The organism is Leuconostoc holzapfelii (assembly GCF_012396485.1).
In the GTDB taxonomy this organism is placed as follows: domain Bacteria; phylum Bacillota; class Bacilli; order Lactobacillales; family Lactobacillaceae; genus Leuconostoc; species Leuconostoc holzapfelii.
Genome location: NZ_JAAXPO010000011.1, coordinates 14,201 through 37,432, shown reverse-complemented (window position 1 = coordinate 37,432; position 23,232 = coordinate 14,201). Strand labels below are relative to the sequence as shown.

23 protein-coding genes, 1 tRNA gene and 1 pseudogene are annotated in these 23,232 nt (G+C 44.2%); 2 read left to right on the top strand and 23 right to left on the bottom strand.

Annotated features, from left to right (window positions below; all coding sequences use genetic code 11):
* The 5 genes and pseudogenes from HF966_RS08285 to HF966_RS08265 form a co-directional block, all read right to left on the bottom strand.
* Window positions 1-127, bottom strand: a pseudogene (locus HF966_RS08285) (fructokinase); the annotation flags it as partial.
* Window positions 128-142: 15 nt separating this feature from the next.
* Window positions 143-1,600, bottom strand: a complete 1,458-nt coding sequence (gtfA, locus tag HF966_RS08280) for a sucrose phosphorylase (protein ID WP_168677861.1) — start codon at window positions 1,598-1,600, stop codon at window positions 143-145.
* A gap of 204 nt (window positions 1,601-1,804) precedes the next feature.
* Window positions 1,805-2,188 carry a VOC family protein gene (locus tag HF966_RS08275; RefSeq protein WP_168677859.1) on the bottom strand — a complete coding sequence of 128 codons (384 nt, stop codon included), beginning with the start codon at window positions 2,186-2,188 and terminating at the stop codon, window positions 1,805-1,807.
* Between the two features lie 55 nt (window positions 2,189-2,243).
* Window positions 2,244-2,978: a DUF6198 family protein gene (locus HF966_RS08270; protein ID WP_168677857.1), complete on the bottom strand. Its 735-nt coding sequence runs from the start codon at window positions 2,976-2,978 to the stop codon at window positions 2,244-2,246.
* A gap of 4 nt (window positions 2,979-2,982) precedes the next feature.
* A complete protein-coding gene (locus HF966_RS08265) occupies window positions 2,983-3,999 on the bottom strand; it encodes a zinc-dependent alcohol dehydrogenase family protein (RefSeq protein WP_168677855.1) in 1,017 nt (338 codons plus the stop codon).
* A 188-nt stretch (window positions 4,000-4,187) separates the two neighbouring features.
* Here HF966_RS08265 and HF966_RS08260 point away from each other — a divergent pair, with 188 nt between their 5' ends.
* Window positions 4,188-5,156, top strand: a complete 969-nt coding sequence (locus HF966_RS08260; protein ID WP_168677854.1) for a LacI family DNA-binding transcriptional regulator — start codon at window positions 4,188-4,190, stop codon at window positions 5,154-5,156.
* A 38-nt stretch (window positions 5,157-5,194) separates the two neighbouring features.
* Here the strand turns inward: HF966_RS08260 and HF966_RS08255 are convergent, their stop codons facing one another.
* The 8 genes from HF966_RS08255 to HF966_RS08220 form a co-directional block, all read right to left on the bottom strand.
* Window positions 5,195-6,115 (bottom strand): phosphoglycerate dehydrogenase, encoded by a 921-nt coding sequence (locus tag HF966_RS08255; protein WP_168677852.1) that lies wholly within the window; start codon window positions 6,113-6,115, stop codon window positions 5,195-5,197.
* Between the two features lie 47 nt (window positions 6,116-6,162).
* A complete protein-coding gene (locus HF966_RS08250) occupies window positions 6,163-6,552 on the bottom strand; it encodes a cytidine deaminase (protein WP_168677865.1) in 390 nt (129 codons plus the stop codon).
* 80 nt (window positions 6,553-6,632) lie between these two features.
* Window positions 6,633-8,423 carry an oligoendopeptidase F gene (gene pepF / locus HF966_RS08245; RefSeq protein WP_168677850.1) on the bottom strand — a complete coding sequence of 597 codons (1,791 nt, stop codon included), beginning with the start codon at window positions 8,421-8,423 and terminating at the stop codon, window positions 6,633-6,635.
* Window positions 8,424-8,503: 80 nt separating this feature from the next.
* Window positions 8,504-9,532 carry a competence protein CoiA gene (locus HF966_RS08240; protein WP_168677848.1) on the bottom strand — a complete coding sequence of 343 codons (1,029 nt, stop codon included), beginning with the start codon at window positions 9,530-9,532 and terminating at the stop codon, window positions 8,504-8,506.
* Window positions 9,533-9,581: 49 nt separating this feature from the next.
* On the bottom strand, window positions 9,582-10,970 hold the full coding sequence (locus tag HF966_RS08235; protein WP_246586726.1) for an ABC transporter substrate-binding protein/permease: 1,389 nt from the start codon (window positions 10,968-10,970) through the stop codon (window positions 9,582-9,584).
* 154 nt (window positions 10,971-11,124) lie between these two features.
* Window positions 11,125-11,877 carry an amino acid ABC transporter ATP-binding protein gene (locus HF966_RS08230; RefSeq protein ID WP_168677844.1) on the bottom strand — a complete coding sequence of 251 codons (753 nt, stop codon included), beginning with the start codon at window positions 11,875-11,877 and terminating at the stop codon, window positions 11,125-11,127.
* Complete coding sequence (locus tag HF966_RS08225) at window positions 11,874-13,262, bottom strand: ABC transporter substrate-binding protein/permease (protein ID WP_373306382.1); 1,389 nt, start codon at window positions 13,260-13,262, stop codon at window positions 11,874-11,876. Before HF966_RS08225 ends, HF966_RS08230 begins: the two co-directional genes overlap by 4 nt.
* A 289-nt stretch (window positions 13,263-13,551) precedes the next feature.
* Window positions 13,552-14,610: a BMP family lipoprotein gene (locus HF966_RS08220; RefSeq protein ID WP_168677840.1), complete on the bottom strand. Its 1,059-nt coding sequence runs from the start codon at window positions 14,608-14,610 to the stop codon at window positions 13,552-13,554.
* Window positions 14,611-14,812: 202 nt separating this feature from the next.
* On the opposite strand from HF966_RS08220, the gene HF966_RS08215 reads away from it, so the two are divergent.
* Complete coding sequence (locus HF966_RS08215) at window positions 14,813-15,796, top strand: sugar transferase (protein ID WP_168677838.1); 984 nt, start codon at window positions 14,813-14,815, stop codon at window positions 15,794-15,796.
* A gap of 32 nt (window positions 15,797-15,828) precedes the next feature.
* Here the strand turns inward: HF966_RS08215 and HF966_RS08210 are convergent.
* From HF966_RS08210 to mutM, 10 genes are all read right to left on the bottom strand, one after another.
* A tRNA-Cys gene (locus tag HF966_RS08210) sits at window positions 15,829-15,899 on the bottom strand.
* Between the two features lie 120 nt (window positions 15,900-16,019).
* A complete protein-coding gene (locus HF966_RS08205; RefSeq protein WP_168677836.1) occupies window positions 16,020-16,415 on the bottom strand; it encodes an immunity protein Imm33 domain-containing protein in 396 nt (131 codons plus the stop codon).
* 66 nt (window positions 16,416-16,481) lie between these two features.
* A complete protein-coding gene (locus tag HF966_RS08200; protein WP_168677834.1) occupies window positions 16,482-16,784 on the bottom strand; it encodes a hypothetical protein in 303 nt (100 codons plus the stop codon).
* Window positions 16,777-17,550, bottom strand: coding sequence for a YibE/F family protein (locus tag HF966_RS08195; RefSeq protein WP_168677832.1), 774 nt, complete (start codon window positions 17,548-17,550; stop codon window positions 16,777-16,779). The genes HF966_RS08200 and HF966_RS08195 overlap by 8 nt, the downstream gene beginning before the upstream one ends.
* Window positions 17,547-18,629 carry a YibE/F family protein gene (locus HF966_RS08190; protein ID WP_168677830.1) on the bottom strand — a complete coding sequence of 361 codons (1,083 nt, stop codon included), beginning with the start codon at window positions 18,627-18,629 and terminating at the stop codon, window positions 17,547-17,549. Before HF966_RS08190 ends, HF966_RS08195 begins: the two co-directional genes overlap by 4 nt.
* On the bottom strand, window positions 18,629-19,555 hold the full coding sequence (gene dnaI / locus HF966_RS08185; RefSeq protein WP_168677828.1) for a primosomal protein DnaI: 927 nt from the start codon (window positions 19,553-19,555) through the stop codon (window positions 18,629-18,631). The genes HF966_RS08190 and dnaI overlap by 1 nt, the downstream gene beginning before the upstream one ends.
* A gap of 1 nt (window position 19,556) precedes the next feature.
* Window positions 19,557-20,885, bottom strand: a complete 1,329-nt coding sequence (locus HF966_RS08180) for a DnaD domain protein (protein ID WP_168677826.1) — start codon at window positions 20,883-20,885, stop codon at window positions 19,557-19,559.
* Window positions 20,872-21,492: a dephospho-CoA kinase gene (gene coaE / locus HF966_RS08175; protein ID WP_168677823.1), complete on the bottom strand. Its 621-nt coding sequence runs from the start codon at window positions 21,490-21,492 to the stop codon at window positions 20,872-20,874. The genes HF966_RS08180 and coaE overlap by 14 nt, the downstream gene beginning before the upstream one ends.
* Window positions 21,492-22,223, bottom strand: a complete 732-nt coding sequence (locus tag HF966_RS08170) for a DUF975 family protein (RefSeq protein ID WP_168677821.1) — start codon at window positions 22,221-22,223, stop codon at window positions 21,492-21,494. The genes coaE and HF966_RS08170 overlap by 1 nt, the downstream gene beginning before the upstream one ends.
* Window positions 22,224-22,225: 2 nt before the next feature.
* A complete protein-coding gene (mutM, locus tag HF966_RS08165; protein WP_168677819.1) occupies window positions 22,226-23,074 on the bottom strand; it encodes a bifunctional DNA-formamidopyrimidine glycosylase/DNA-(apurinic or apyrimidinic site) lyase in 849 nt (282 codons plus the stop codon).
* Between the last annotated feature and the right edge of the window lie 158 nt (window positions 23,075-23,232).

Sequence of the window (23,232 nt, the reverse complement as noted above, 5' to 3'; positions counted from 1 at the left end):
CCTGATCTAACGTCTTTTCACCATCTAGCGTTGGAAAGGCTGTCCGTGCCACAATGTTAAAGTTTTCATCTGCCACAGCCACCACAAACTTTGTGCCGCCTGCTTCAATTGCACCTAATAATCCCATGATTTTTCTCTTTTCTTATCTATTTTTTAAAACTGTTTCACCATCAGCTGTGATCGTGAACGTCTTGTCCTGCGCATTGGCCACTAGTGTGGCCACGTGTTCGCCACTGCGATCGGTCCGCACAACCTTAAGCTCATTGTCTGACGGTGTTGTCACCGTAATCGTCCCGTCCAAATCAAAAGCGGCAAACTGATTACGCCAAGTGAGCAATTGTAACAAATCCGCTACCACAGGGCGCGCAACCGCTTCATGCACTTCTTGGGCTGTGTAATAATGTCGGTTAATGTTGCGCCCCTCTTTTGACGACTCTAACAACGCGATATCATTTTCCCCAGCCAGCAGCCCGACATAGTATATCTGGGGAATGCCTGGTGCAAAGACTTGGAAAACACGACTCAGTAGGTAGGCCGCATCATCATTGCCCAGCGCAGAATAGTAGGTTGAATTAATCTGGTAAATGTCTAAATTGTTATAGGCCGCTGAAGAATACGTTTTCTTGACGTTGGCGCCAACTTTATAGAGTTCTTCCGAGGCATAAGCAATCTCATCTGCTGTCAAAATATCCCGCGCATCAACCACCCCAATCCCGTCATGCGTGTCTAGTGTCGTAAACTGTCGCATTGGTGATTGCTTGAGCCAATCGGCCAAACGTTTTGTTTTACCAGAATATAAGGTATACAGCGTTGTCATTGGCAAGGCGAAATCATAAGTGAAATAGCCGTGGGCGTTAATTTTTTCTGGAATCGTATAATGCTCATGAATTTCGGGCAAAATCTCAGCGTTTAATGGGGCCAAAATGTCACGCACCTCATGCAACAAATCCCAGATTTCCGGTTCAATAAAGAAATCATTCGTATCGATCTTTTTAATCGCATAAGCGAATGCATCCAGACGAATCAAATCGGCCCCATGGGCAACCATGTCTTCAAGCGTTTGCTTGATGAAGGCTTTGGCAACCGTTGAATTGACATCGATATCAATTTGCTCATCACCAAACGTGTTCCACAAATGTTCCGTTGTCCCATCAGCAAAAGTGATCGGCTGAATGGGCGCTTTGTCTTTTCGCTTATAAATTAAATCCACATCGGCTTGGGTTGGCCGGTTCGGGCCGGCTTTATCCCAAAACTTTTCCCAACGGATAAAGAAATCACGGTATGGTGACGCATCATGATTTTGTTTGAAATCGCGATACATCACAGACTCGCGGGAAATATGATTAATCATGAAGTCAAACATGAGGTAATAGTCTTCCCCAAGTGCTTCAACATCCGCCCAATCGCCAAATGTCGCGTCAACGCGGGTGTAGTCTGACGGCGCAAAACCACGATCACCCGTTGAAGGAAAGAATGGCAATAAATGGACGCCACCAATAGCGCCACCAAAGTTTTCTTTTAAAATTTGATGCACTTCTTTGATATTTTTCCCAAGGGAATCAGCGTATGTAATTAACATCGCCTTGTTTTGAATTGTCATATCATTTCCTTATTTAATTTTTTTGTTAAGCGCTTACATGATTAGTTTAAGCGATTTTATCTCTTGGTGTCAAGCGTTTATCAGGATTTCTTTTGAAAAGAATATAATGTAAATTTCCTTGTTTTCAGAAACGTTTGTGAAAACATGATGGTGTCAATTACCTTTCCCAACGACAAAAAAGACGGCTCGTTTGAGCCGTCTTTTTTATTTGACGATTTCGCAGAATTCAACGATGACAGCATCAGGACCTTGCACATTAAAGAACTTAATGCCCTTATCCCAGAATGCCAAATGTTGCACTTCTGAATCAATTAAATCAAAACCTTCAGCTTTTGCTGCCACAAAGGCGGCATCAGCGTCAGTGGTATCCATTGAAAGATGATTAATTGCGCCCGGCTTACCAGCCACTTCATCTTGATGCCACGTTTCAATCACAAGATTGTCTCGTTTCATAAAAATGACTTGTCCGACTGGAAAATCACCTGTCTTTGTGAAGCCTAATTTTGTCCAAAAAGCTTCTGCAACAGCCAAATCATGCGTTGGAATACCAACGTGTTGTAAACCTGAATAATAATCTGAAAATGCCATGTTATCCTCCTTTAAGCTGTCTTGCCACGCTCATCCCGTCAGAACGCGGCCAATTTTATAATCCTTGATGCGTCAACTTTGGGAATATCGCGTGATCTCCCCAACCTGTAATGCTACCTTGGAATAAGAAAGCAAAGATTGTGCCTAAACCATAGTTTGAAAAGTCAGGCAAAATGATAATTGCGATAATACCAATGATTGTTGGTGGAATGTACGAGGCCCACATCGCCTTGGCTGCGTTCCCCTTAAAGTACTTGAAGCGCAAGATTTGCATCAAGTCATCAGCGGGATGTAGCACAAGGTTAGTACGCTGATAGATTGAAATCGCAATCGCAATCATTGCCACACCAATAAAGTTCAAGAGGGTATAAACCACCGTTAACCAAACACTATGTGAATCTGGCAATACCTTTGAGAACAGACCAGCAAAGAAACTAATCAAGACTGAAAATGGCACCATAAAGGCAATGTTGCCAAAAAACTTTCGCCAGTCAAAGTAACCTTGCAAGAAGACGTTCAATACCGCAATGACGACACCAACAATGAAGAAGACCCAGCCAAGCATCGTGCTTGATCCGTTGAACACTGCCTTGTTAAAACCTGATTCCGCAGCTGTCCAATAAGCCGAGCCAAGAAATGCCGGATGAATTTTTTGACTCGTCACCACCGTGAGCACATTCCCAGCGGCATTAATGACGAGCGACAAGATGAAATATGATAACGACGCGCCAATTGTCAACGTGCGACCATCACCCTTGTTGTCCTTTTGTGCTACGTCTTGAGCAGTCATCCGATTATGCCTCTTCTCCGCCAACCTTCACAACAGCCTTTGATACGACACCTAACTTACCATTTACAAAGTCATCAACTGTATCATAGTCCAATTCGTGTGACATCAAAGCTTCAACGTTCAACTTGCCTGATGACAACAAGGCCAATGAATCTTCAAAGGCATTTGGATTAATGAATGAACCTTGGATCGTCAATTGCTTTTGGAAGACTTCATACGTGTTCATTTCGAACTTCGCATCAGGGCCACCAACACCAAACATCAAGACTTGACCACCACGAGCGGCAGATTCAATCGCAGCTTCTTGTGTTTGTGGCAAACCAACGGCTTCAATAACAACGTCATATTCGCCCTCAGGAATCTTATCACCCTTCATCGTGTTGAATGTGCGCTTAGCCCCAAACTTTTCTTTGTTCATGGCCAACTTTTCATCAACGATACCAGCCAAATCAACTTGGTGAATACCATAGGCTTGCAAAATTTGCACGAACAATTCGCCCATGAAGCCATCCCCAATAACCAAAGCCTTTTGGTATGGTGTGACCTTCAACAACTTAATACCGTGAACGGCACATGAAATTGGTTCAACCACAGCGGCTGACTTCAATGACACGTTGTCAGGAATTTGATAAACAACTGAGGCTGGCGCAGTGAAGTATTCTTCAAAGCCACCATCACGTGTCACCCCAACGGCTGACAAGTTTTCACAAAGTTCTGGGCGACCTGTGCGGCAGAACTTGCATTGGCCACAATAAATGTTAGGATCTACAGTCACGCGATCCCCCACCTTGACGTTTGTCACAGCAGAACCAACTTCAGCAACAACACCTGAGTTTTCGTGACCAAGCACGATTGGTGGTACTGCTGGTGCTGAACCAGGCAAACCAGCATAAAGTGCGTGGTCTGTGCCACAAATTCCAGCAAACGCTGTGTGAATTTTAACCTCATTTGGCTTCACTTCAGGTTGTGCAATATTTTGCAATTCAAGTGACTTAATGCCTGTTAATACTAGTGCATCCATGTTTTCCGTTCCTCTTTCTTTGTGATACATTTAACTTACAAGGACAATCATAAACCTTTTAAATCATTTGTCAAGCGTTAATCATTTTTAAAATAAAAGAATTAAGCCTAAACTGTGTATAATAGAAGGTGCTTAGTGTTTTGTTTAAAAATACAAAATAAATTTTTTAACATCAGTCGGAGGTTTCTATGGTTGCAAAATTAAGTGACGTCGCCGAATTAGCCGGCGTATCTATTACAACAGTTTCACGCGTAATTAATAGCTATGGCTCATTGAGCCAAAAAACAATTGATAAAGTCCACGCCGCGATGCGTGAATTACATTATCAACCCAACGCAATGGCACGTTCCCTCCAAGGTAAATCATCCCAATTTATCGGACTGATTTTCCCAAATATTCAAAACCCCTTCTTCACAGCTTTAGCCAGTGAAATTGAGCAGCTACTCTTTGAAAAAGGCTATAAAGTGATTATTGCCACAAGTGCCAACAACGTTGAAAAAGAACAACAATACCTACAAATGTTGGCCGCAAACCAAGTTGAAGGCATCATTACATCATCACACAATTTAGGCATCGCGAGTTACCAAGATAACTTTTTGCCCATTGTGTCATATGATCGCCACTTGGCCGACAATATTCCGATTGTGCATGAAGATAATTACCGAGGCGGCCAATTGATTGGCGAGTATTTTGTGTCACAAAACGCTAAAAACCTCTTGGTTTTATGTGACAATGATGCCTCTACGTCGCCAACCTCCAAGCGTTATGTCGGTTTTGCTGACGCCGTCGCCGGCAAAAGCCATTTATTAGTCAAAAACTTTGATTCAAATACATTCGTTGCCCCAGCAGATATCGCGGCAATCGTTGAGAGCGTGCGGACACATAAAATTGACGGTGTCTTTGCCTACAACGATATGATGGCCATCCAATTACAAAATGCACTCCGAAAAGCCAACTTACGCGTCCCAGAAGACGTGATTGTCGCAGGCTATGATGGCTCGCCAATTGTGCAACAATTGCATCCCGATCTACCAACAATCGTGCAGCCCATCCATGAGGCAGCGCAACGTTTGATTGATGTGCTCTTTGCTGAAATCAACCATGCAGCATTACCAGAATTAGATGTCTTACCGGTGACCTTGCATCAACCTGAATAAAAAAACACCGCCCTGAAACAAATCAGGGCGGTGTTTTTTTATTCATTCACTTGGAATTTTGGTTTTTCGCCGCGTAATACACGAACAACATCTTCTGCTGCTGCTAATCCAACCGCATCAAAGGCTTCCACTGACTTGGCCGCCACGTGGGGCGTTACAAAGACATTGGGTAGCGTGAGCAGTTCATTCTTTTCATCAATAGGTTCAACTGTGACAACATCTAATCCAGCACCAGCAATTTCACCAGTTTTTAAAGCTAAAATCAGTGCTGCCTCATCGACCACTGCCCCACGCGCAATATTAACCAGAACTGCGCTGTTTTTCATTTGCTTAAAAACAGTCGCATCAATCATATTTTGTGTGTCTGGTGTCGCAGGTAGCGCAAGCACAACAAAATCTGACTGCGCATAAATTTCTGACAAGGTGGCCATCCGACCGTTTTTAACTGGTCTGTCGTGACGCGCATAAGCTAAAACATCCACGTGAAAACCCGTTAAGAGTTCATCAATTTTTTGTCCGATTGCGCCAAATCCAATGATGCCGACTGTTTTGTTAGAAACTTCTTGCCCTGTACCGCTCGGCACGGTGGTATCCGTAATCCCTTGACGCTGTTGATAGAAATAACGCCCACCCATTAACATATGCATCACGGCTGTTTCGGCCACGGCCGTGGCATTGGCCCCTGGTGTGTTGGTCACCGCAACACCGTGGGCAGTCGCATCAGACAAGTTCACATTGTCATAGCCAACGCCATAGCGGGCCACGATTTTCAGATTAGGCATTTGTGAAAAGAGCTTATCAGTCATTGGATGCATCATCAAAATGACAGCGTCCGCGTCAGCATGAGCCAAAAAATCAGCGTCGGCAAGCTGACGGTTTGAAATCACTTCAACATCATGGGCTTTTAAATAATCGACTGCTGCAGTGGCAATGTCGTCAAAAACAAGTACTTTTGGCATAAGCGCTCCTTCTAAACCAAGTAGTTGAACTATCAGCTCAACGTATATTATTCAAGTGTGTTAAATGCACCCGGCATCAAATCCGCAATGGTTGTTTGAACTGCTTGGGCAGTGTCGTTAATCAGCCAAATAGGCATGTCTGGGGCAAAAAATTCTACCATCACTTGCCGACATGCGCCACATGGCGCAATCGGTTCATGGGTGCGACCCGCAATGACTAAGCCGTTAAATTGGCGATGCCCAGCAGCCACAGCGCTAAAAATGGCGGTCCGTTCAGCACAGTTCGTGAGACCAAACGACACATTTTCAATATTGATCCCTTTAAAAATTTCACCGCTTGCAGTCTGCAAGGCGGCTCCTACAGGAAAATGTGAATAGGGCGTATATGTCTCGTCAAGCGCTTGTAGTGCCAGCTTAACGAGCGCTTCTGGTGGCATCGTTTGCATGTTTTTTCTCCAGTATTTGTCCTATTATTTTACCATAATTTTAATCATGATTTAGGGACAAATCCTGTCGCTTATTGTGCTAACAATAAAGCGGTCAATTGGTCAAGACGCGTAGCAAACACACCAAAAGCTTGCTTCAAATAGTCTGCTTGCGTCATATCCACACCGGCTTGACCAATCACGGCCAATGGATAATCTGACGAGCCAGCCTTCAAATAAGTCTTATAGGCTGTCGCCCCGTCCTGATTCAAAATACGGTCAGCCAACGTTGTGGCCGCAGCCTCACCTGTGGCGTATTGATAAACATAGTAATTGTAGTAGAAATGTGGAATACGTGCCCACTCATAAGCGATCGCTTCATCAGGGAACAAATCTGGGCCGTAGTATTTTTGATTCAAAGCAGCATAGTACGAAGACATCGCATCTGCTGTCAAAGCTACCCCAGCAGCACTTTGTTCATGGATCCAATCTTCAAACTCAGCAAATTGCGTTTGTCTAAACACCGTCCCCTTGAAGCCATCAAGATACTGGTTCAGCACGTAAGCTTGGAACTTAGGGTCATCGTTTGTCTTTAACAAGTAATCAGTCAGTAAGCTTTCATTTGTCGTTGACGCAATTTCTGCCAAGAAAATGGGATAATCGCCGTAGTGGTATGGCTGCGCTTGCCGTGTCAAATAAGAATGTACAGAGTGGCCCATTTCGTGTGCCAAAGTGTATACGTTGTTCAAGTTATTTTGCCAGTTCAACAAAATAAATGGCTTCGTGTCGTAAGTCCCACTTGAATATGCGCCTGTGCGCTTACCTTTGTTCTCCACCACATCAATCCAACGTTCATCAAACGCCTTTTGCACAACAGCGACATAGTCTTCGCCCAATGGCGCTAAGGCGGCTAACACAATGGCTTTGGCTTTATCATACGTCACATCAAAATCAATTTCATCAACCAACGGCACATAGAGGTCGTAAGAATGGACATCTTCAACACCCAAAACTTGCTTGCGGAGTGAGACAAAGCGGTGCAAAAGCGGCAAGTTGTCTTCAACTGTTGCTCGCAGTGTCTCAAAAACGGCGGTTGGCAAACTATGGGGTAGAATCGCAGCTTCACGCGCGGATTGATAATGCCGGACTTTGGCTAAATAGTTATGCCCTTTGACATGTGATGACAGCGTTGAAGCGAATGTATTTTGTAACCCAATGTAACTGTCATACAAAGTTTCAAAAGCCTCTTGACGCAAATCGCGAGACTTTGACTCCAACAACAAACTATAGAGCCCATTAGTCAATGGCACCACTTCGCCAGATTCAGTGTGGACATCCCCAAAAGTCATGTCTGAATTATCTAAAGCACCAAAGGTGTTCTCTGACGCATTAAAAATATCGCCTGCGCCCGCAAGCAAAGCTTCTTGTTCGGCGGGCAATGTGTGTGGCTTTTGCGCTAGAATTTGGTCAAATAGATGTTGATAAGGTTTGAGACCTGGCGTGGTTAAATAGTCAGCCAGCGTTGATTCAGGTATGGCTAAAACTTCTGGTTGAAAATATGAAGTGGCCTCGCTCACCTCTGACCATAAAGCTTGCGCCCGGCTGTTAAAGGCCGCATACTTCTGATTCGTCGTATCTTGATCATAAATTTGGTGTGCGTACACATACACCTTTTCTAATTGCCGTTCGACATCAAGATCGGCTTCAAGTGCTGTTTGCAGCGCTAACGCAGAATCGCCCACATGCCCTGCAAATTGTTTTAATGTCTGTGCGCCCTGATGTACTGCATCATACGCCGCTTCCCAAGCGTCATCAGTTGCAAAAATTGTGGTTAAATTCCAAGTTAGATTTTCAGGTACTTCATCCCGTGTTAATTGTGCCATCACTATTGTGGCCGAACAATCTTCAAATCAGGTGGATTATTCGGCATTCCCTTCTTAAAATATCATACTTTATTTTATCACTATTTTCTCACTTGGCCTAATTTTTGTTGTAGTGAGCCATACCAGACGGGCAACGCTGTGACTAACAGATAGGCGCCTTTAAGTTGAATGAACGCTTGTTGTTCTGGCTCAACTAATAACCCCCGCACTTGCTGAGATTGAAATTCAGCGGATCCTAAGACATAGCGTTTGAACTTGTTCATGAAATGCTGTTGTTGACTCACATGGCCAACGCCCACTTTTTCAAGGAACAAGAGACACTGTAGGCGCCATTGCCAGTTACTGATTGTCAAACCAAACGTCCGCCCTTGATGAATCCACAGTGGCGCCTGTAACAACAGGCGTTCTTGTTGATAAAGGTAAGCGATAAGCTGTTTATCCACTCGTTGCTGTAATACCAACTGTTGTAGCTTGTAAATTTGTTTCACCAGGTCAATTGCGTGTGGCTTGCCGGGTAATTCGTGATTCAGCCATTGCGGACTGCTTTGTTCTACATAGGTGAGCCGTCCAAAATCAATTTTTTCAAACTGGGCCCGCTGGATAAATTGTTGTGTATCGGGTAAATAGAACGTTAAGCCTACTTTGGTGAGAAATTTTAAAATTGTTCGCTGCGCCAGCTGCCGGTGATAATACGTTGGCCCCAACACCCAAACGACTGAAATGTTGTGCTGCCGATACCCCGCATTTCGCGCATCAAGGCGCTTTTGAGTAATTGGGCTACATTGATATTCAATGGCCAGCCGTTCCGTGCCACGGACTAGGAGTAGGTCTGGTCGCTGCTGAATTTCCGGCAGCACCGCTTCAAGGAAGACCGTACCAAACTGTTGACAATACGTCGCTAGTTGCAGCTTGCCAGCTAAGTGCTGGGGCGATTCATTTTCTGTAAAAGTTTGACAAGCGGCACCTGCTTGATGGGCAAAATGCGGCTGTTTAATGTCACCCTGGCGTAAATGAACCACTTCACGACAACCCGGACAGCGATAAACTTGCTGCCCATCTGCCTGTTGCGCTGGCGTATACGCTTTATTCTCATCTAAAGCAATCAACATAAAAAGCACCTCTCATTCATCATACGAACGTGTGGTGCTTTTATGTGATTTATTGCATCGTCATTTTATTTTCTACCCAACGACTCAGCCAAGTTAACAACGTAATCAAGATGAGATAGACAATGGCAATAATTGCCCAAACGCGGAAGCCTTGCGAATTACGTGCCACGATCAATGAGCCTGTCTGTGTCAATTCAAGTAAGCCAATGGCCGATAGAATCGACGTATCTTTCAACGTGATGATGAACTGGTTAATAAAGCTTGGGACCATAATGCGCAAACCTTGCGGCATAATCACGCGACGCATCGCTTTGCCATAGGGCAATCCCAGTGAACGGGCAGCTTCCATCTGACCACGATCAACCGCTTCAAAACCGCCACGCACAAAGGCCCCTGTATAAGCCCCTTCATTGAGGATTAATGTTACAATGCCGGCGGTAAAGGCTGGAATTTTTACCCCAGTCAAACCAGGCAACCCAATGTAAATAAAGAACGCCAACACCATCAACGGCAAGCCACGGAAGATATAAATAATTGTCGTCGAAAGTCCCCGAACCCAAGCCATTTGGCTCACACCCATCACACCAAGCAAAATCCCCCAAATGGAAGCCAATACAATCGCAATGACTGTCAATTCAATCGTTTGCCAAAGACCGCTGACCAAAGCTTGCTGATTGGACTTTAAAATGCCAAAAACTGTCTCATTGTCTGCTTTTGTGCCCGAGAAAGTAGCTTGGCTTGCGCCAAGGTACTTGGCCACAATTTTATCATACGTCCCATCTTTTTTGATTGCAGCAAACCCACGATTAAAAGCGGTTAAGAGTGCTTTGTTCTTATGCTTTTCCACAGCAAAGCCATAAGAACCGGCATTACCTGGCTGGTTAGGATTCATCACTTTTAATTTCATACCATTTTTGATGGCATATTGAATCACTGGCATATCTTCAAAAGTCGCTGCTGAATTACCAACCGCCACATCGTTATACATGGTATCCGTGTCATTAAAGTACTTGACCTTAAAACCATATTTCGCTTGTAGGGACAAACCATATTCAGAGGCTGCTGTCCCAGTTTTCAATGCGACCGTTTGTCCCTTTAAATCTTCGAGTGACTTGATTTTGCTGTCTTTTTTAACAATCCAAGCGACACCCGTCTTGTAATAAGGCGTTGAAAAATCATAGACTTGGCGCCGTTCTGGCGTAATGGACATGCCGGCAATAATCCCATCGGCTTGCCCGTTGGATACCAGTTGCGCTGCTGAGTTGAAACTCATTGGCTTCATCGTGTAAGTGAAGCCTTCACGCTTTGCGATGGCTTTCATCATGTCTTGCTCAATGCCGACATATTGACTGTTTTTATCTTGGAATGTAAACGGTGCATAAGTTGCATCAGTTGTAATCGTATAGTGTGGTTCATTGGCTGACACCGTTGGTGCCATGAGCCATAGCAAGACGATTGCTGCAAAACCAAAACCGAATTTTTTTAACATGATCTCAAATCTCTCCCTCTACGCCACAAAAAAGTCGACCAAACGGTCGGCTTTATCCTATCGTTTGATGCACGAAAAGTTTAAGTTACCCTAGGCAAGCGCATTAGGCATGCATGACCTTGCTTAAGAACTCTTGTAAACGTGCATTTTTAGGTGTGTTAAAGACTGCTTCTGGTGTACCAGATTCTTGAATCTTACCTGACTCAAAGAAAACAACCCGGTCAGCCACTTGCTTGGCAAAGCCCATTTCATGTGTCACGATAATCATCGTCATACCAGAATCAGCTAAGTTCTTCATAACATTCAACACATCGCCAACCATTTCTGGATCCAAGGCTGATGTTGGTTCATCAAATAGCATCACATCTGGTGACATTGCTAAAGCACGGGCAATGGCAATGCGTTGCTTTTGACCACCAGACAATGAATTGACTGAAACGTCAGCTTTATCACTCAAGCCAACTGTTGCCAACAATTCTCGGGCCTTTTTCTCAGCCGCTGCCTTATCTAACTTCCCTAATTCAACTGGGGCCAACATGATGTTTTCAAGGACGGTATAGTTGTTAAACAAGTTAAAGTTTTGGAAAACCATCCCGATATTTTCGCGCACTTTGTTGATATCCGTCGCTTTATCAGAGATGTCAAAACCATCCACAACAATCGTGCCGTTATCTGGCGTTTCCAACTGGTTTAACATCCGTAAGAAAGTTGACTTACCTGAACCAGAAGGGCCAATCATCACAACGACTTCATTTTCAGAAACATCTAACGAAATATCTCGCAAAACGTGGTTGTCACCATAAGATTTGTTGACGTTTTCAACGTGGACTTTAACTTTTGTTTGCGCATCACTCATGCGTGGCTCCTCTTTTCTACCCAATTACTCAACCATGTGAGTAACGTAATCACAATTAAGTATATCACAGCAACAATCGCCCAGACACGGAATCCTTGAGAATTACGCGAAACAATTAAGCTACCTGTTTGCGTGAGTTCTAAAATACCAATGGCCGATAAAATCGACGTATCTTTAAGGGTAATAATAAACTGGTTAATAAAGCTTGGAATCATAATCCGAATGCCTTGTGGCATAATGACACGGCGCATGGCGCGACTATAGGGTAAGCCCAATGAACGTGCGGCTTCCATCTGACCACGATCAACTGCTTCAAAACCGCCACGCACAAACGCGCCTGTATATGCGCCTTCATTCAAGACCAATGTTAGAATACCGGCCGTGACCGCTGGTATTTTCATACCAATGACACCAGGCAAGCCGATATAGATGAAGAATGCCAATACCATCAATGGTAACCCACGGAAAATGTAAATAATGGTCGTTGAAATGCCACGCACGACCGCATTTTGGCTCACGCCCATCACACCAAGAATAATACCCCAAAGTGAGGCCAAGACAATACCAAATACTGTCAGAAGCACCGTTTGCCACAAACCTTGAAGGAAAGCTGATCGGTTCGCTTTTAAAATCCCCCAAGTGGAATTATTATCCTTCTTACTACCTGTGAATGTCGCAGCGCTGGCACCAAGATACTTGGCTACAATTTTATCGTACGTGCCGTCTTTTTTAATCGCGGCAAAACCTTTGTTGAACGCTGCCAACAATTGCGCATTCTTGCCTTTCTTCACGGCAAAACCATACCATCCGGCTTGAATTGGTGCTTTAGGGTTCATCACTTTGAGTGCTGTCCCATTCTTAACAGCATATTGAATGACAGGCAAATCACCAAATGTTGCCTGTGAATTATCGTTGATCACATCATTGTAAAGGGTATCTGAGTCGTTAAAATAAACGACCTTAAAGCCGTATTGTTTTTGAATTGATAAGGCATAATCCGCCCCTGAAGTACCCGTCTTAATGGCAACGGTTTTTCCCTTCAAATCTTTTAATGACTTGATATTTGACCCTTTTTTAACCGCCCAACCAATACCTGAACGATAGTATGGTGTGCCAAAATCAAAAACGGCCCGACGTTCATCTGTGATTGACATGCCAGCAATGACACCATCAGCTTGATCCGAAGCAACAGATTGCGTTGCTGAGTTGAAACTCATGGGCTTCAACGTGTAAGTGAACCCTTCACGTTTGGCAATGGTTTTCAAGATTTCTTGATCAATACCCGTATACTGGTTATTTTTATCTTGAAAATCAAAGGGTGGATACGTTGCATCCGTCGTAATCACATAATTTGGTTTATCGGCGGCGTGCGCTTCAATTCCCATGCCTACAAACGACAGCAATACTATCGCGACAATCAACACATATTTTTTAATTTTTTTCATAATATCATCATTCTATCAAACGACATCATGGCTGCAGCTTGTCTATGTCATCTTTCTTGACATGAAATCTCGTTAATGAATAATATGACGAACATTGTTTATCATTTTATATTTATTGACTGGCATTAAACCTAGAAAACGCCTCATCAAGAAACAAAAGCGATTAAAATACGTATATTTTAATCGCAAAAAAAAGCTAAAAGTTCAGACTTTTTGCTTTTTAATCCAATTATGGGTGTACCGGTACCTTAATGTCACCAGCAATAATCTTCTTTTGTGCGGCTTCAACTGCTGACCAGACATCTGCAGAAGCTGAATCCTTTGCCAAGCCAACACCGTTTTGCTTCAAACCGTAAGTAATTGTCTTGCCACCAGGGAAGTTGCCCTTGCTTGCCTTGTTTGTCAATGATTCAACAGCGTTGTCGACGCGCTTCACAGCTGAGACAAGCGTGAAGTTTGACTTCTTGTTGTCCTTGTCAGTGTAATCACCGTCTTGCTTTTGATCCATATCAACACCGATGACCCAAACTTTCTTGTCTGAATCAGCTGACAACTTTTGGTTGTTGGCCTTTGCTTCAGCAAAAACACCTGAACCAGTCCCACCAGCAGCTTGGAAAATCACATCGGCACCACCAGCAATCATTGAAGCGGCAATTGTCTTACCCTTCGCTGCATCAGTAAATGAATCGGCATATTGGGTTACAACCTTGATATCAGGGTTAGTTGCCTTTACACCAGCCTTAAAGCCAGCTTCAAATGTGTCAATGATGTCACCATGCACACCACCAATGAAGCCAACTGTGTGTGACTTTGTTTGCTTAGCAGCCGCCACACCAGCAAGGTATGATGATTGTTCTGATTGGAACATCAATGATGCGACGTTCTTATCTGGTACAACCGCATCGATAATAGCAAAGTCAGTCTTAGGGTTGGCCTTAGCCACCGTGTTCATTGCTGGTGCTGCAGCAAACCCAACACCATAAACCAACTTATAACCACCCTTGACGGCAGTTTGCAAGTTTGTCTTAATGTCTGAAGTGTCTGAACTTTGGAAGTAGTTATACCCCGTTGTGCCTTGCTTTAACTTATTGTCCTTACCATAAGCTTGCAAACCAGTCCAAGCTGATTGGTTAAATGAACGGTCGTCAATACCACCACCATCAGTGACAAGTGCAGCTGTATAGTTTTTGTTTGCTGCATCTGATCCGCCACGAGTTGCGGCGTAAATACCACCACCAATAACGGCGACGGCAAGAATTCCAATACCAATTTGTGCTGAGCGTTGCATAATATGATTGCGTGTAACTAATAACAGTCACACATCTCCTCTAAATATTTAATAGCTTTATTATCCAACTTTTATCTGATAGAACCATGAAAAAATGATTAAAAACCGTTTTTATAGACGAACATTATGTTTATATTTTATTTTATGTTCGTTTTTTGTAACTTTATCAGAAAAAAAGTTCGTGTTTTGATAGAATAGACGTATGACTAATTTTATAACGCAAACAATTGAACCTTGGATGCCACCAGGCGCATTAAAAGCCAAAGCCGACTATGCCCAAATTGCTCAAACAGCGGGGTGGTCCCTGTTACCACTCTATCGATACAACGATGCGCGTTTTGATGAAGCGACCTTAGCGGCACACATCACCGAATGGCTCACGCCTATCACGCCTAATGATCTCGTTGTGCACCAATTTCCAACTTATATGAGTGCACAATTTGAGCAACATTTTGTCGCTGCCTTAAAATCCCGTCAAGCACATTGTGCGCTTGTGATTCATGACATTGAACCCTTGCGTCTCAATAAGCTTGCGCCTTGGGAATTTGACGTTTTGAATCAATACGAGACCATTGTAGTACATTCGGATGCGATGGCCCAACGTCTGCGGGAAGCTGGTGTCACCAACAATATGATCAGCCAGCCTTTTTTTGATTATCTGGGCGATCCAGTCTCACCGGCCAGCTTTAGTCGACAAATCAATTTTGCTGGGACTTTTCAAAAATCCCCTTGGCTCACAACCTACACGGCTGTCCCAATCACCTTATTTGGCGCAAAGCCAAAAAAATGGCAAGCCGTTGACTTCCCCGAAAATATTGTTTATCAAGGTAACTTTGACCCTGATGACATCTTAAACCAATTACATACTGGCTTTGGTCTGATCTGGGACAATGATTTTGACGATAAAACCTATCAAAGTTACACCCAATATAATGCGCCACACAAAGCCAGTTTGTATTTACGCGCTGGTCTGCCACTCATTGCTTGGTCGCAAAGCGCCATCGGCCAGCTGATCACAACTTACGACTTGGGGCTGGTCATCGATGATTTATCTGAATTGGCGGCACAAATACGCTACGTCACCCCAGCGCAATACCGAACTTGGCAAGCACATGGCGCAGTTATTGCGGATAATCTCCGGCACGGCGTTTACACCAAGACGACCCTAGACGCGCTTGCACACTAAAAAACGATTGCCAAATTGGCAATCGTTTTTTAAGGTAATAACCGGAATCGAACCGGCGATGACGGTTTTGCAGACCGTTGCCTTACCACTTGGCCATATTACCAGAATCACGTTGTTGTTTTTGTCTGATGACATTTTGGCGCATCACCTTTGTCTGACATTTTTCAAACCACAACGACGTTTATTATTATAGGTTAAAACCGCTTAAATTACAAATGGTTTGTTATCGTGTTTCAGACTCAATCACTTCACCGGCAACAACCTGAATGTTGGGTGTGACCGAGCCATCGGCCAACCAAACCGGCGTTTTAGTTTTTGGGTCCCACCAACCTTGGACACCAGGTCGCGCATCAAACACAAGGTCAGTGCCATAAGGTAAATCTAGAATGGCCTTCAGGCTAGGTGCCAATGCGGTTGCTGTATCAATAACGAGTGGCATGAAGTTTGCAGGATCCGCATTCCACTGTTCAGAATCGTTATCCGCAAACAAAAACCAACCAGAATCTTGCGGTGTTGTCGGCGCTAGTTCTCGATAAACCCAACGCAATTGTCCTGAGCCGTCAATTAGGTGTTTAGAAGCTAACACCACTGCTTCAGGCTGATTAAATACTGATCGCATCACTATTCCTCTTCAAATTCATTTCAACTATTATACCTTAAAAACGATGGCTCACAAAATTGCGGCTTATCCCAATTTATTTTCCAAGAGAATTTGCTGCATCGCCTGCGCCATTTCTGGTGTGCGTTGCCATTCTTCCCAGCCGTCATACTCTAAGGGTAACAGCTCGTAGTGCGTATTAATGTATTGTTCAAGTGCTTCAACACTCGCTGACCGCGCAATATTCATCTTCAGAATGCGAACACTTTTAATATAACCATGCTCAGCTGCATATTCCGCCCGTCCATTGTGGGTAATATTTCCCAGTTCAAAATAGATTGACTCATCAAGGCGCGTAATTTCTTCAATTAAATTAAACGTTTCATTCATTTTTTATGCCTACCTTTTGTTGCTGCATATTAGCGCGAACGACTAACCAACTAGCAACCCAAATACTTAACAAAATCCCAAGCATCCCCAACAGCATCGTGACCACTTCGGCCGTTAGGAGCTTAGCATTAAAGAACATCGCCATCGGGTATTTTAACCGTACAAACCAAATGATCAGTGGTAAATTCGCCCCTAACACACCAAAGAACAAGGTGTTAATCGCAGTCCCTAAAATTTGTCCGCCAATAATTCGAGCGTGGCCAAAAAGGCTCGTGGCAGACATATTAGGCGTGCGCTCAACTACTTCTGATAAATCAGCGGTAATCGCCATGGCCGCCTCTGCCACAGCACCTAACACTGAAATGACCATTACTGCCAGCGCAATATGATTAAAGGATAGGCCCACGGTCATGGATAAGCCTTCTAATTCTTCAGAATTTTCAGTAGCGAAGCCCTGAAATTGGCCAAAATATTGCATGATACGGGCTAAAACCATTAAAATGGCCACCACGATGACACTCGTTTTAAACGCCACATTCGTCACTTCTAAATCATCCGCCCCTAAATAGATGGCGATGGCTAAAATGATTAAACTCGTAACAGCAATGACAATATATGGATTAAATTGCCAATTAATCAAAACGATGAGAACAAAAATCGCCACGAAATTGCAGACGAGCCCCAAAAACGCTTTGAGCCCTTGCCCACGGCCGACAAAAATCATTAAACCCAACAAAATCAGAAGTAATACACCAATGGCATTCATTGCATCACCGCCTTTCGTGACATCACCAAACCAACCACCACACTGGTCACCGGCACGGCTAAGACAATCCCAATACCAGAAACAACCGTTTGAAGAATCCCAAGATTCATGATTTGGTCCATAATGTATGACCAATTGTTGCCGTTTCGCAACATCAAAAAGACCATCGGTAACGTTTCGGCAATGAAAATCATAAAGAGTACATTCACCAGTGTCCCCATAATGTCACGACCGACCGAAAGTCCGCCTTGCCAGTAATCTGAGAAATGACGACTAGCATTTTCTCGTTGCATGCCAAATTGCATGGCCACAATGTCTGCTGACTCATCCATCACCGCGCCCAAGACCCCAATGACCGTTTGTGCCATGAAAATGGCGCTTGGTAATTGCGTCACATATGACATCGTTTCAAAATGTACCCCTTTGCTATGGGTTAAAGCCAACACCATAAATAAAATCATCATGGTCAAACACGTCGTCACAATGGTCGTGACCAAAGTCAGTGCCATTTGCATGGTTTTGCCTAACACTAAAGCCAAACTCGCAGTCGCAAGACACAACGCCAAAATGCTAAATACCAGTAAGACGTTGGCATTTTTATCATGGATATCTATTTGAATGGCAAAGCCAAACATGACAACATTCAACACTAAACTCAGCAATAACCAGCTCGTTGCCCGCCAGCGGCTATAAATGACCAACAAGCCGACAAATAAAGTCGTCAACCCTCCCAGCCAAGCGTCGCGTTTTAATGACAAAATATGCGTGGCCTCACCAACAGTTTCCAATAAGAGTTGATCACCAACCCGATAACGGTTCGTTATCACTTGCGATTGCGCGTAAGTATTTGTTAGTTTAAGCGTTTGGTGCCGATTTAACACCGCAATGGTGAGTTGTTGCGTATACACTTTATCATCATTGCCATGTTCATCGGTGGTTGCTTGGGTCATTTTTTCAGTCACGTGGGTCACTTGACCAACAGGCCCGTGATACAAAAAAGCATCATTGCGCAGGAAAAACCAGACCGCAACAACGGCTAAGACAATGATGATGATTTTTTTTGTTGGCTTTTGTAACATTACTTTTCCAACCGCCTATTTTTTCCAGTAATTTCAACCCGTCGTGTCAAAAATTGAATGCGTTGCATAAGCCGCGCTGCTTTGCCTGGATCACGATCGTCACGGGTCTCAGCCAAATAGGCCGTTAATTCATCCAAATCAAAGTTGGACGTGATAAACGTGGTCAATTCATTTTGCATCCGGTATTCCAAAATAACACCAAGAATATCATCTCGAATCCACATACTTAAATTTTCGGCCCCAAGATCGTCAATCATCAACACCGTGGCAGTCTTGGCTTGATTGAGTAGGCGTTCGCGCATTGCATTATCCCGACCAATAGTGTTCTTTAAATCGACAGCAAACGATGGAAAATGAATCAACATGACGTCAATATTATTCGCCGCTAACGCGTTTGCTAAAGCGCCCATCAAATACGTTTTACCTACGCCAAAATCGCCGTACAAATACAACCCCTGCACGTATTCACCGTCTGCTGCCAGCAACTTGGGTAAAATATCCACTATCGCTGTGACAACCTCAGCCCGGCCTGGGTCAGTCGCAATGGTTTGTAAGTCGGCCTGCCGAATGGCTTTAGGCATCTTATAAGCCGTCAATTTGTTAGCTTGCATTTGCCGTTGCGCTGTTTGTTCATCAGCAACATACCGCACATGAGGATAGCCCTTTTCAATCTCAAGTTGTGGATAATACCCAGGATAAAGTGCTTTTTCCCCACGTTCGCGGCGCTTTTTTTGCTGCACAAATTCATGCAAATCCATCATTTTAAGTTGAAATGCATCCTGTCGGAGTTCATCTTGATGCGCTGCCCAGAACTGTTGAATATCTGCATCATCTGCAATATTTTGGACGATTTCTGATAATTGCGTTGCGTCAATTTGCGGATATTTTTGTTGAAATTTTTTTAATACATCAGATAAGTTTTGCATATCAATTCTTCGTCTTTATATTCTTCAATTTAGCCAAGGCAGCCGCAACGTCTGCTGCTGACTGAGTTGTCTCAGCAGTCGTTTTTGCCACCGATTGTGGTTGTTTAACAAATTTTGGCGTCGTTTTTTCTGGTTTTTGCTGACGGCTGAACCGCTTTTCTTGGCGCGCTTGGTTTGCTTGTTGCCGCTGTTGAATTTGGATCAGTGCTTTTTCCGGCGAATCGACCTGATTTTGTGTCCATGAATCAGCAATCGTCGTGACTAATGCCGGTTTCAAACTATCATTTTGCAAGCCAATCAAAACGTAATGGACCAAAATATTCACAACCGCCACCGGCAAGACACTTTGCGCAATTAAATAATCAACTAAATCACGTTCGTTTTTTAACACAAGGCCGTTTTTCAATGTTGTTTTGACATAGGCGAGAAATTCTTGTGCTGGCGTGTCGCGTGCAATCTCAATCAATGCCCGTGCTTCTGCGTTTTTAATTTCAGGCACCGCAGTGTCTGTTGTTGCTGGCCGCTTTTCTGGTTGTCCGGCGGTCCGCTTTGTTTGCTGACGCAACAGCCGTTGCACCTCCTGCGTGTTAATCTCGTGGGTATCAAGCGTCACACTTTGATTGACGACGCCAGCTAACGTCACTTCATCTACCCCATAGGTTAAATGCATCGCCACTAAGAAATTCCGCTGGTGTTGCAGCACTGCTGGTGTGACACCGCGAACCATTTCAGAAAAAGTGTCAAATTGGAACCCCACTGGGTCGGCACGCACAACAGGTTCTTGATAAACTAACGGTGTCGCTGGCACTTGGACATCATTTTGATTTTGAAAGACCTGTAAAAAGCGCGCCGAAATATCATCGCCCTGCAGCGCAGCTTGTCCCTGCACATCATAGCGTTGTTGTAAGGTCAAATAGCGTGCTTCACCGACAAATTTGTACAACAAGCCAGCCAAAAGTTGTTCTTTAAAGAACTGATCGGCCGCCAACGGCGTCAATAGGCGATACCCATAGACCTCCCCAATCGCATCCCGCTGATAAAGGGTCTTAATCAATCCAGCGGCCTCTAATCGGCGACGAAACTTAACAAAATTGGGTAAGCTAATATTCAAGCTATCAATAATAAAGTTATGATCTTGTCGCTTCACTTGATCTTGTGCAAAAGGTAATTCGTTGACCAACAAATGGTATAACGCATAACTCGTCGCGCCAATAAATGGTAAATACAAGTTAAAGACACGCGACAAATCATCACCAGTAATGAGGTGATCACTTTGGACAAAAACGCCAGCGCCAGCGTGAAATTCAATTGTGTCATTACTTTGTGTCATATTTTGGGGCAAGTTCCTTTAGTTCCGTTAATAGCTGTTGAATTTGTACTTGCAATTGGGCCGCGTCACCCGTGTTATCAATCACATAGTCTGCCTGAGCTACTTTCTCAGCCAAAGGCATTTGTGATTGGATCCGTGCGCGGGCCTGCTGATCATCGAGATGATCTCTCGCCTTCAAACGCGCCAATTGCTGCTGTGCATCGGCGGTCACAACGATAATTTTATCAACACGTTGTTGCGTGTCATAACCGCGTTCAAACAATAATGGGACATCCAAAATCAAAATTGGTGTTTTTTGTTGCCGCCAAAAATTGATTTTATCCGTCATTGCCGCACTAATGGCTGGTTGAATAATGGCATTTAATCGTGCGAGTTCAGCCGGATGACTAAAAACACGCTGGCCAAGCTGTTGACGATCTAACACGCCATTGGTAATAATCTGCCCACCAAAAGCCAGTTTAATGGCTTCTAATGTATGCGTCCCTGGTTCAACCACTTCCCGAGCCACGAGGTCTGCATCTACAATTGGTAATCCAGCCGCCCGTAATTGGGCACTGACAGTTGATTTCCCAGTCGCAATACCGCCAGTGAGACCGACGATGAGCATTATTGTTCCCTACTTTCTGAGAGCGCCAACGAGAATAAATGACGTGAATAAGCCACACGTGTCGCATTCATGTAGGGCACCGCGTAAAGATAGACCAGGCCACCCGTGAGAATACCTAGAATATGCCACCCGATAAAGCTTAATTCCAACAAGAAAAGCTCCCATTTACGCCCATTCATGACCCGCCGACTAATTGTAATGTAGTCTGTGAGTTGGCGTTGACGTGTCCCGTTTTCAAGGTCAATTTTATACGCAAAGTACGTTTGTGAATAGGAAAATCCTTTAATGATACCCGGAATCACCATCAGCAATGTCCACAAAAAGAGGAGCACGCTTTGCACAATCGTTAGCAACAAGGTATGCCAAAAGTTCCCCCGCTGAAAGATTTGAAACGTCTCTTTAAAGGTTGGTCGTGTGCGTGGCTTCTCAAACCAATCAATCAGCGTCCAACTAACGGTCCAAGAAAAAATCAACGTGATTGCTTGACTTAAAATATCTTGAATTGTCCCTTTAATTTGCACGGCAGCACTCCCGTCGTTTGCCACGACCTGGTTTGGCGCCGCTATCACGGCCCAAATAGCATAAGTTGCCAGGCCGGCTGCATAGACAGAAAAAATGGTCAAAATAATGGGGATGATGTTCACTTTAATTGCCGTGCCATAACGGCCACGGTATAATGCGCGGGCCTCGCGCTTCACCCCGCGAATACTAATTGGTTCTGTTGAATTCATAATTACTCCTTTGATTTGGCTGCTTGCTTAATTTGACACACTGGGCAAAAAGTTGTGCCACGTTGACCAACTTTAATTTTGATAAGCATAGTACCACAGCGTAAGCAAGGCTGATCAGCACGGCCATAAGCCTGCAATTCATTTTGAAATTGGCCGACTTCGCCAAAGACATTACTAAAGCTGTGCACGGTTGTGCCATGGTGTGCGATTGCTCGAGCCATCTCGGAAATGATGTTCGTGCGTAATGTCGCCAGTTGTGCCGCTGTGAGTACATTAGCCGGTGTTTCTGGATGAATACGACTTTGCCACAACACTTCATCAGCATAGATATTGCCAATGCCAGCAATTTGATTTTGGTCTAATAAGAATGATTTCACCGGCTTTTTTGATCGGGCAAATTTAGCGATCATATCCGCTATGGTTAACGCGGTTTCAGTCGGCTCTGGCCCTAACTTGCCTAATGCCGGCACTGCCAGCGTTTCATGGCCAGTTGTTGCCAACGCCATGCGGCCAAAGCGTCGCGTATCGTTATAAAAAAGCACCCGCTCATCGGCCAGTTCAAAAATAATCTCAGTATGCTTATGTGGCGTAGCCGATAAAGGTTCAACTGAATATTGACCTTCCATCCGCAAATGCGACACAATGGTATGCCCATTGGAAAGGCGAAGTAGCAGATACTTCCCGCGTCGGTCAATCGCTGTAAATTGTGCCTGCAACACCCCTGTTATAAAGGCTTGCGAGTCCCCTGTAATGACTTTTGGATACGGTAAGCGCACCTGTGTAATGCGACTACCAACGATTAAATTTTCTAAGCCACGACGCACCGTCTCAACTTCTGGTAATTCCGGCATACACACCTCTATCATTCACAAAATGAGTTCTAGACTCAAGCTTTTAGTCCGTGATTCATGCACGGCACGTAACATGTACCATTAATTTTAACACATCACACCCTTGATAAATGTTCTCCAACAAAAAAAGCCGCTTCCAAGACCTTGGAGCCAACTTT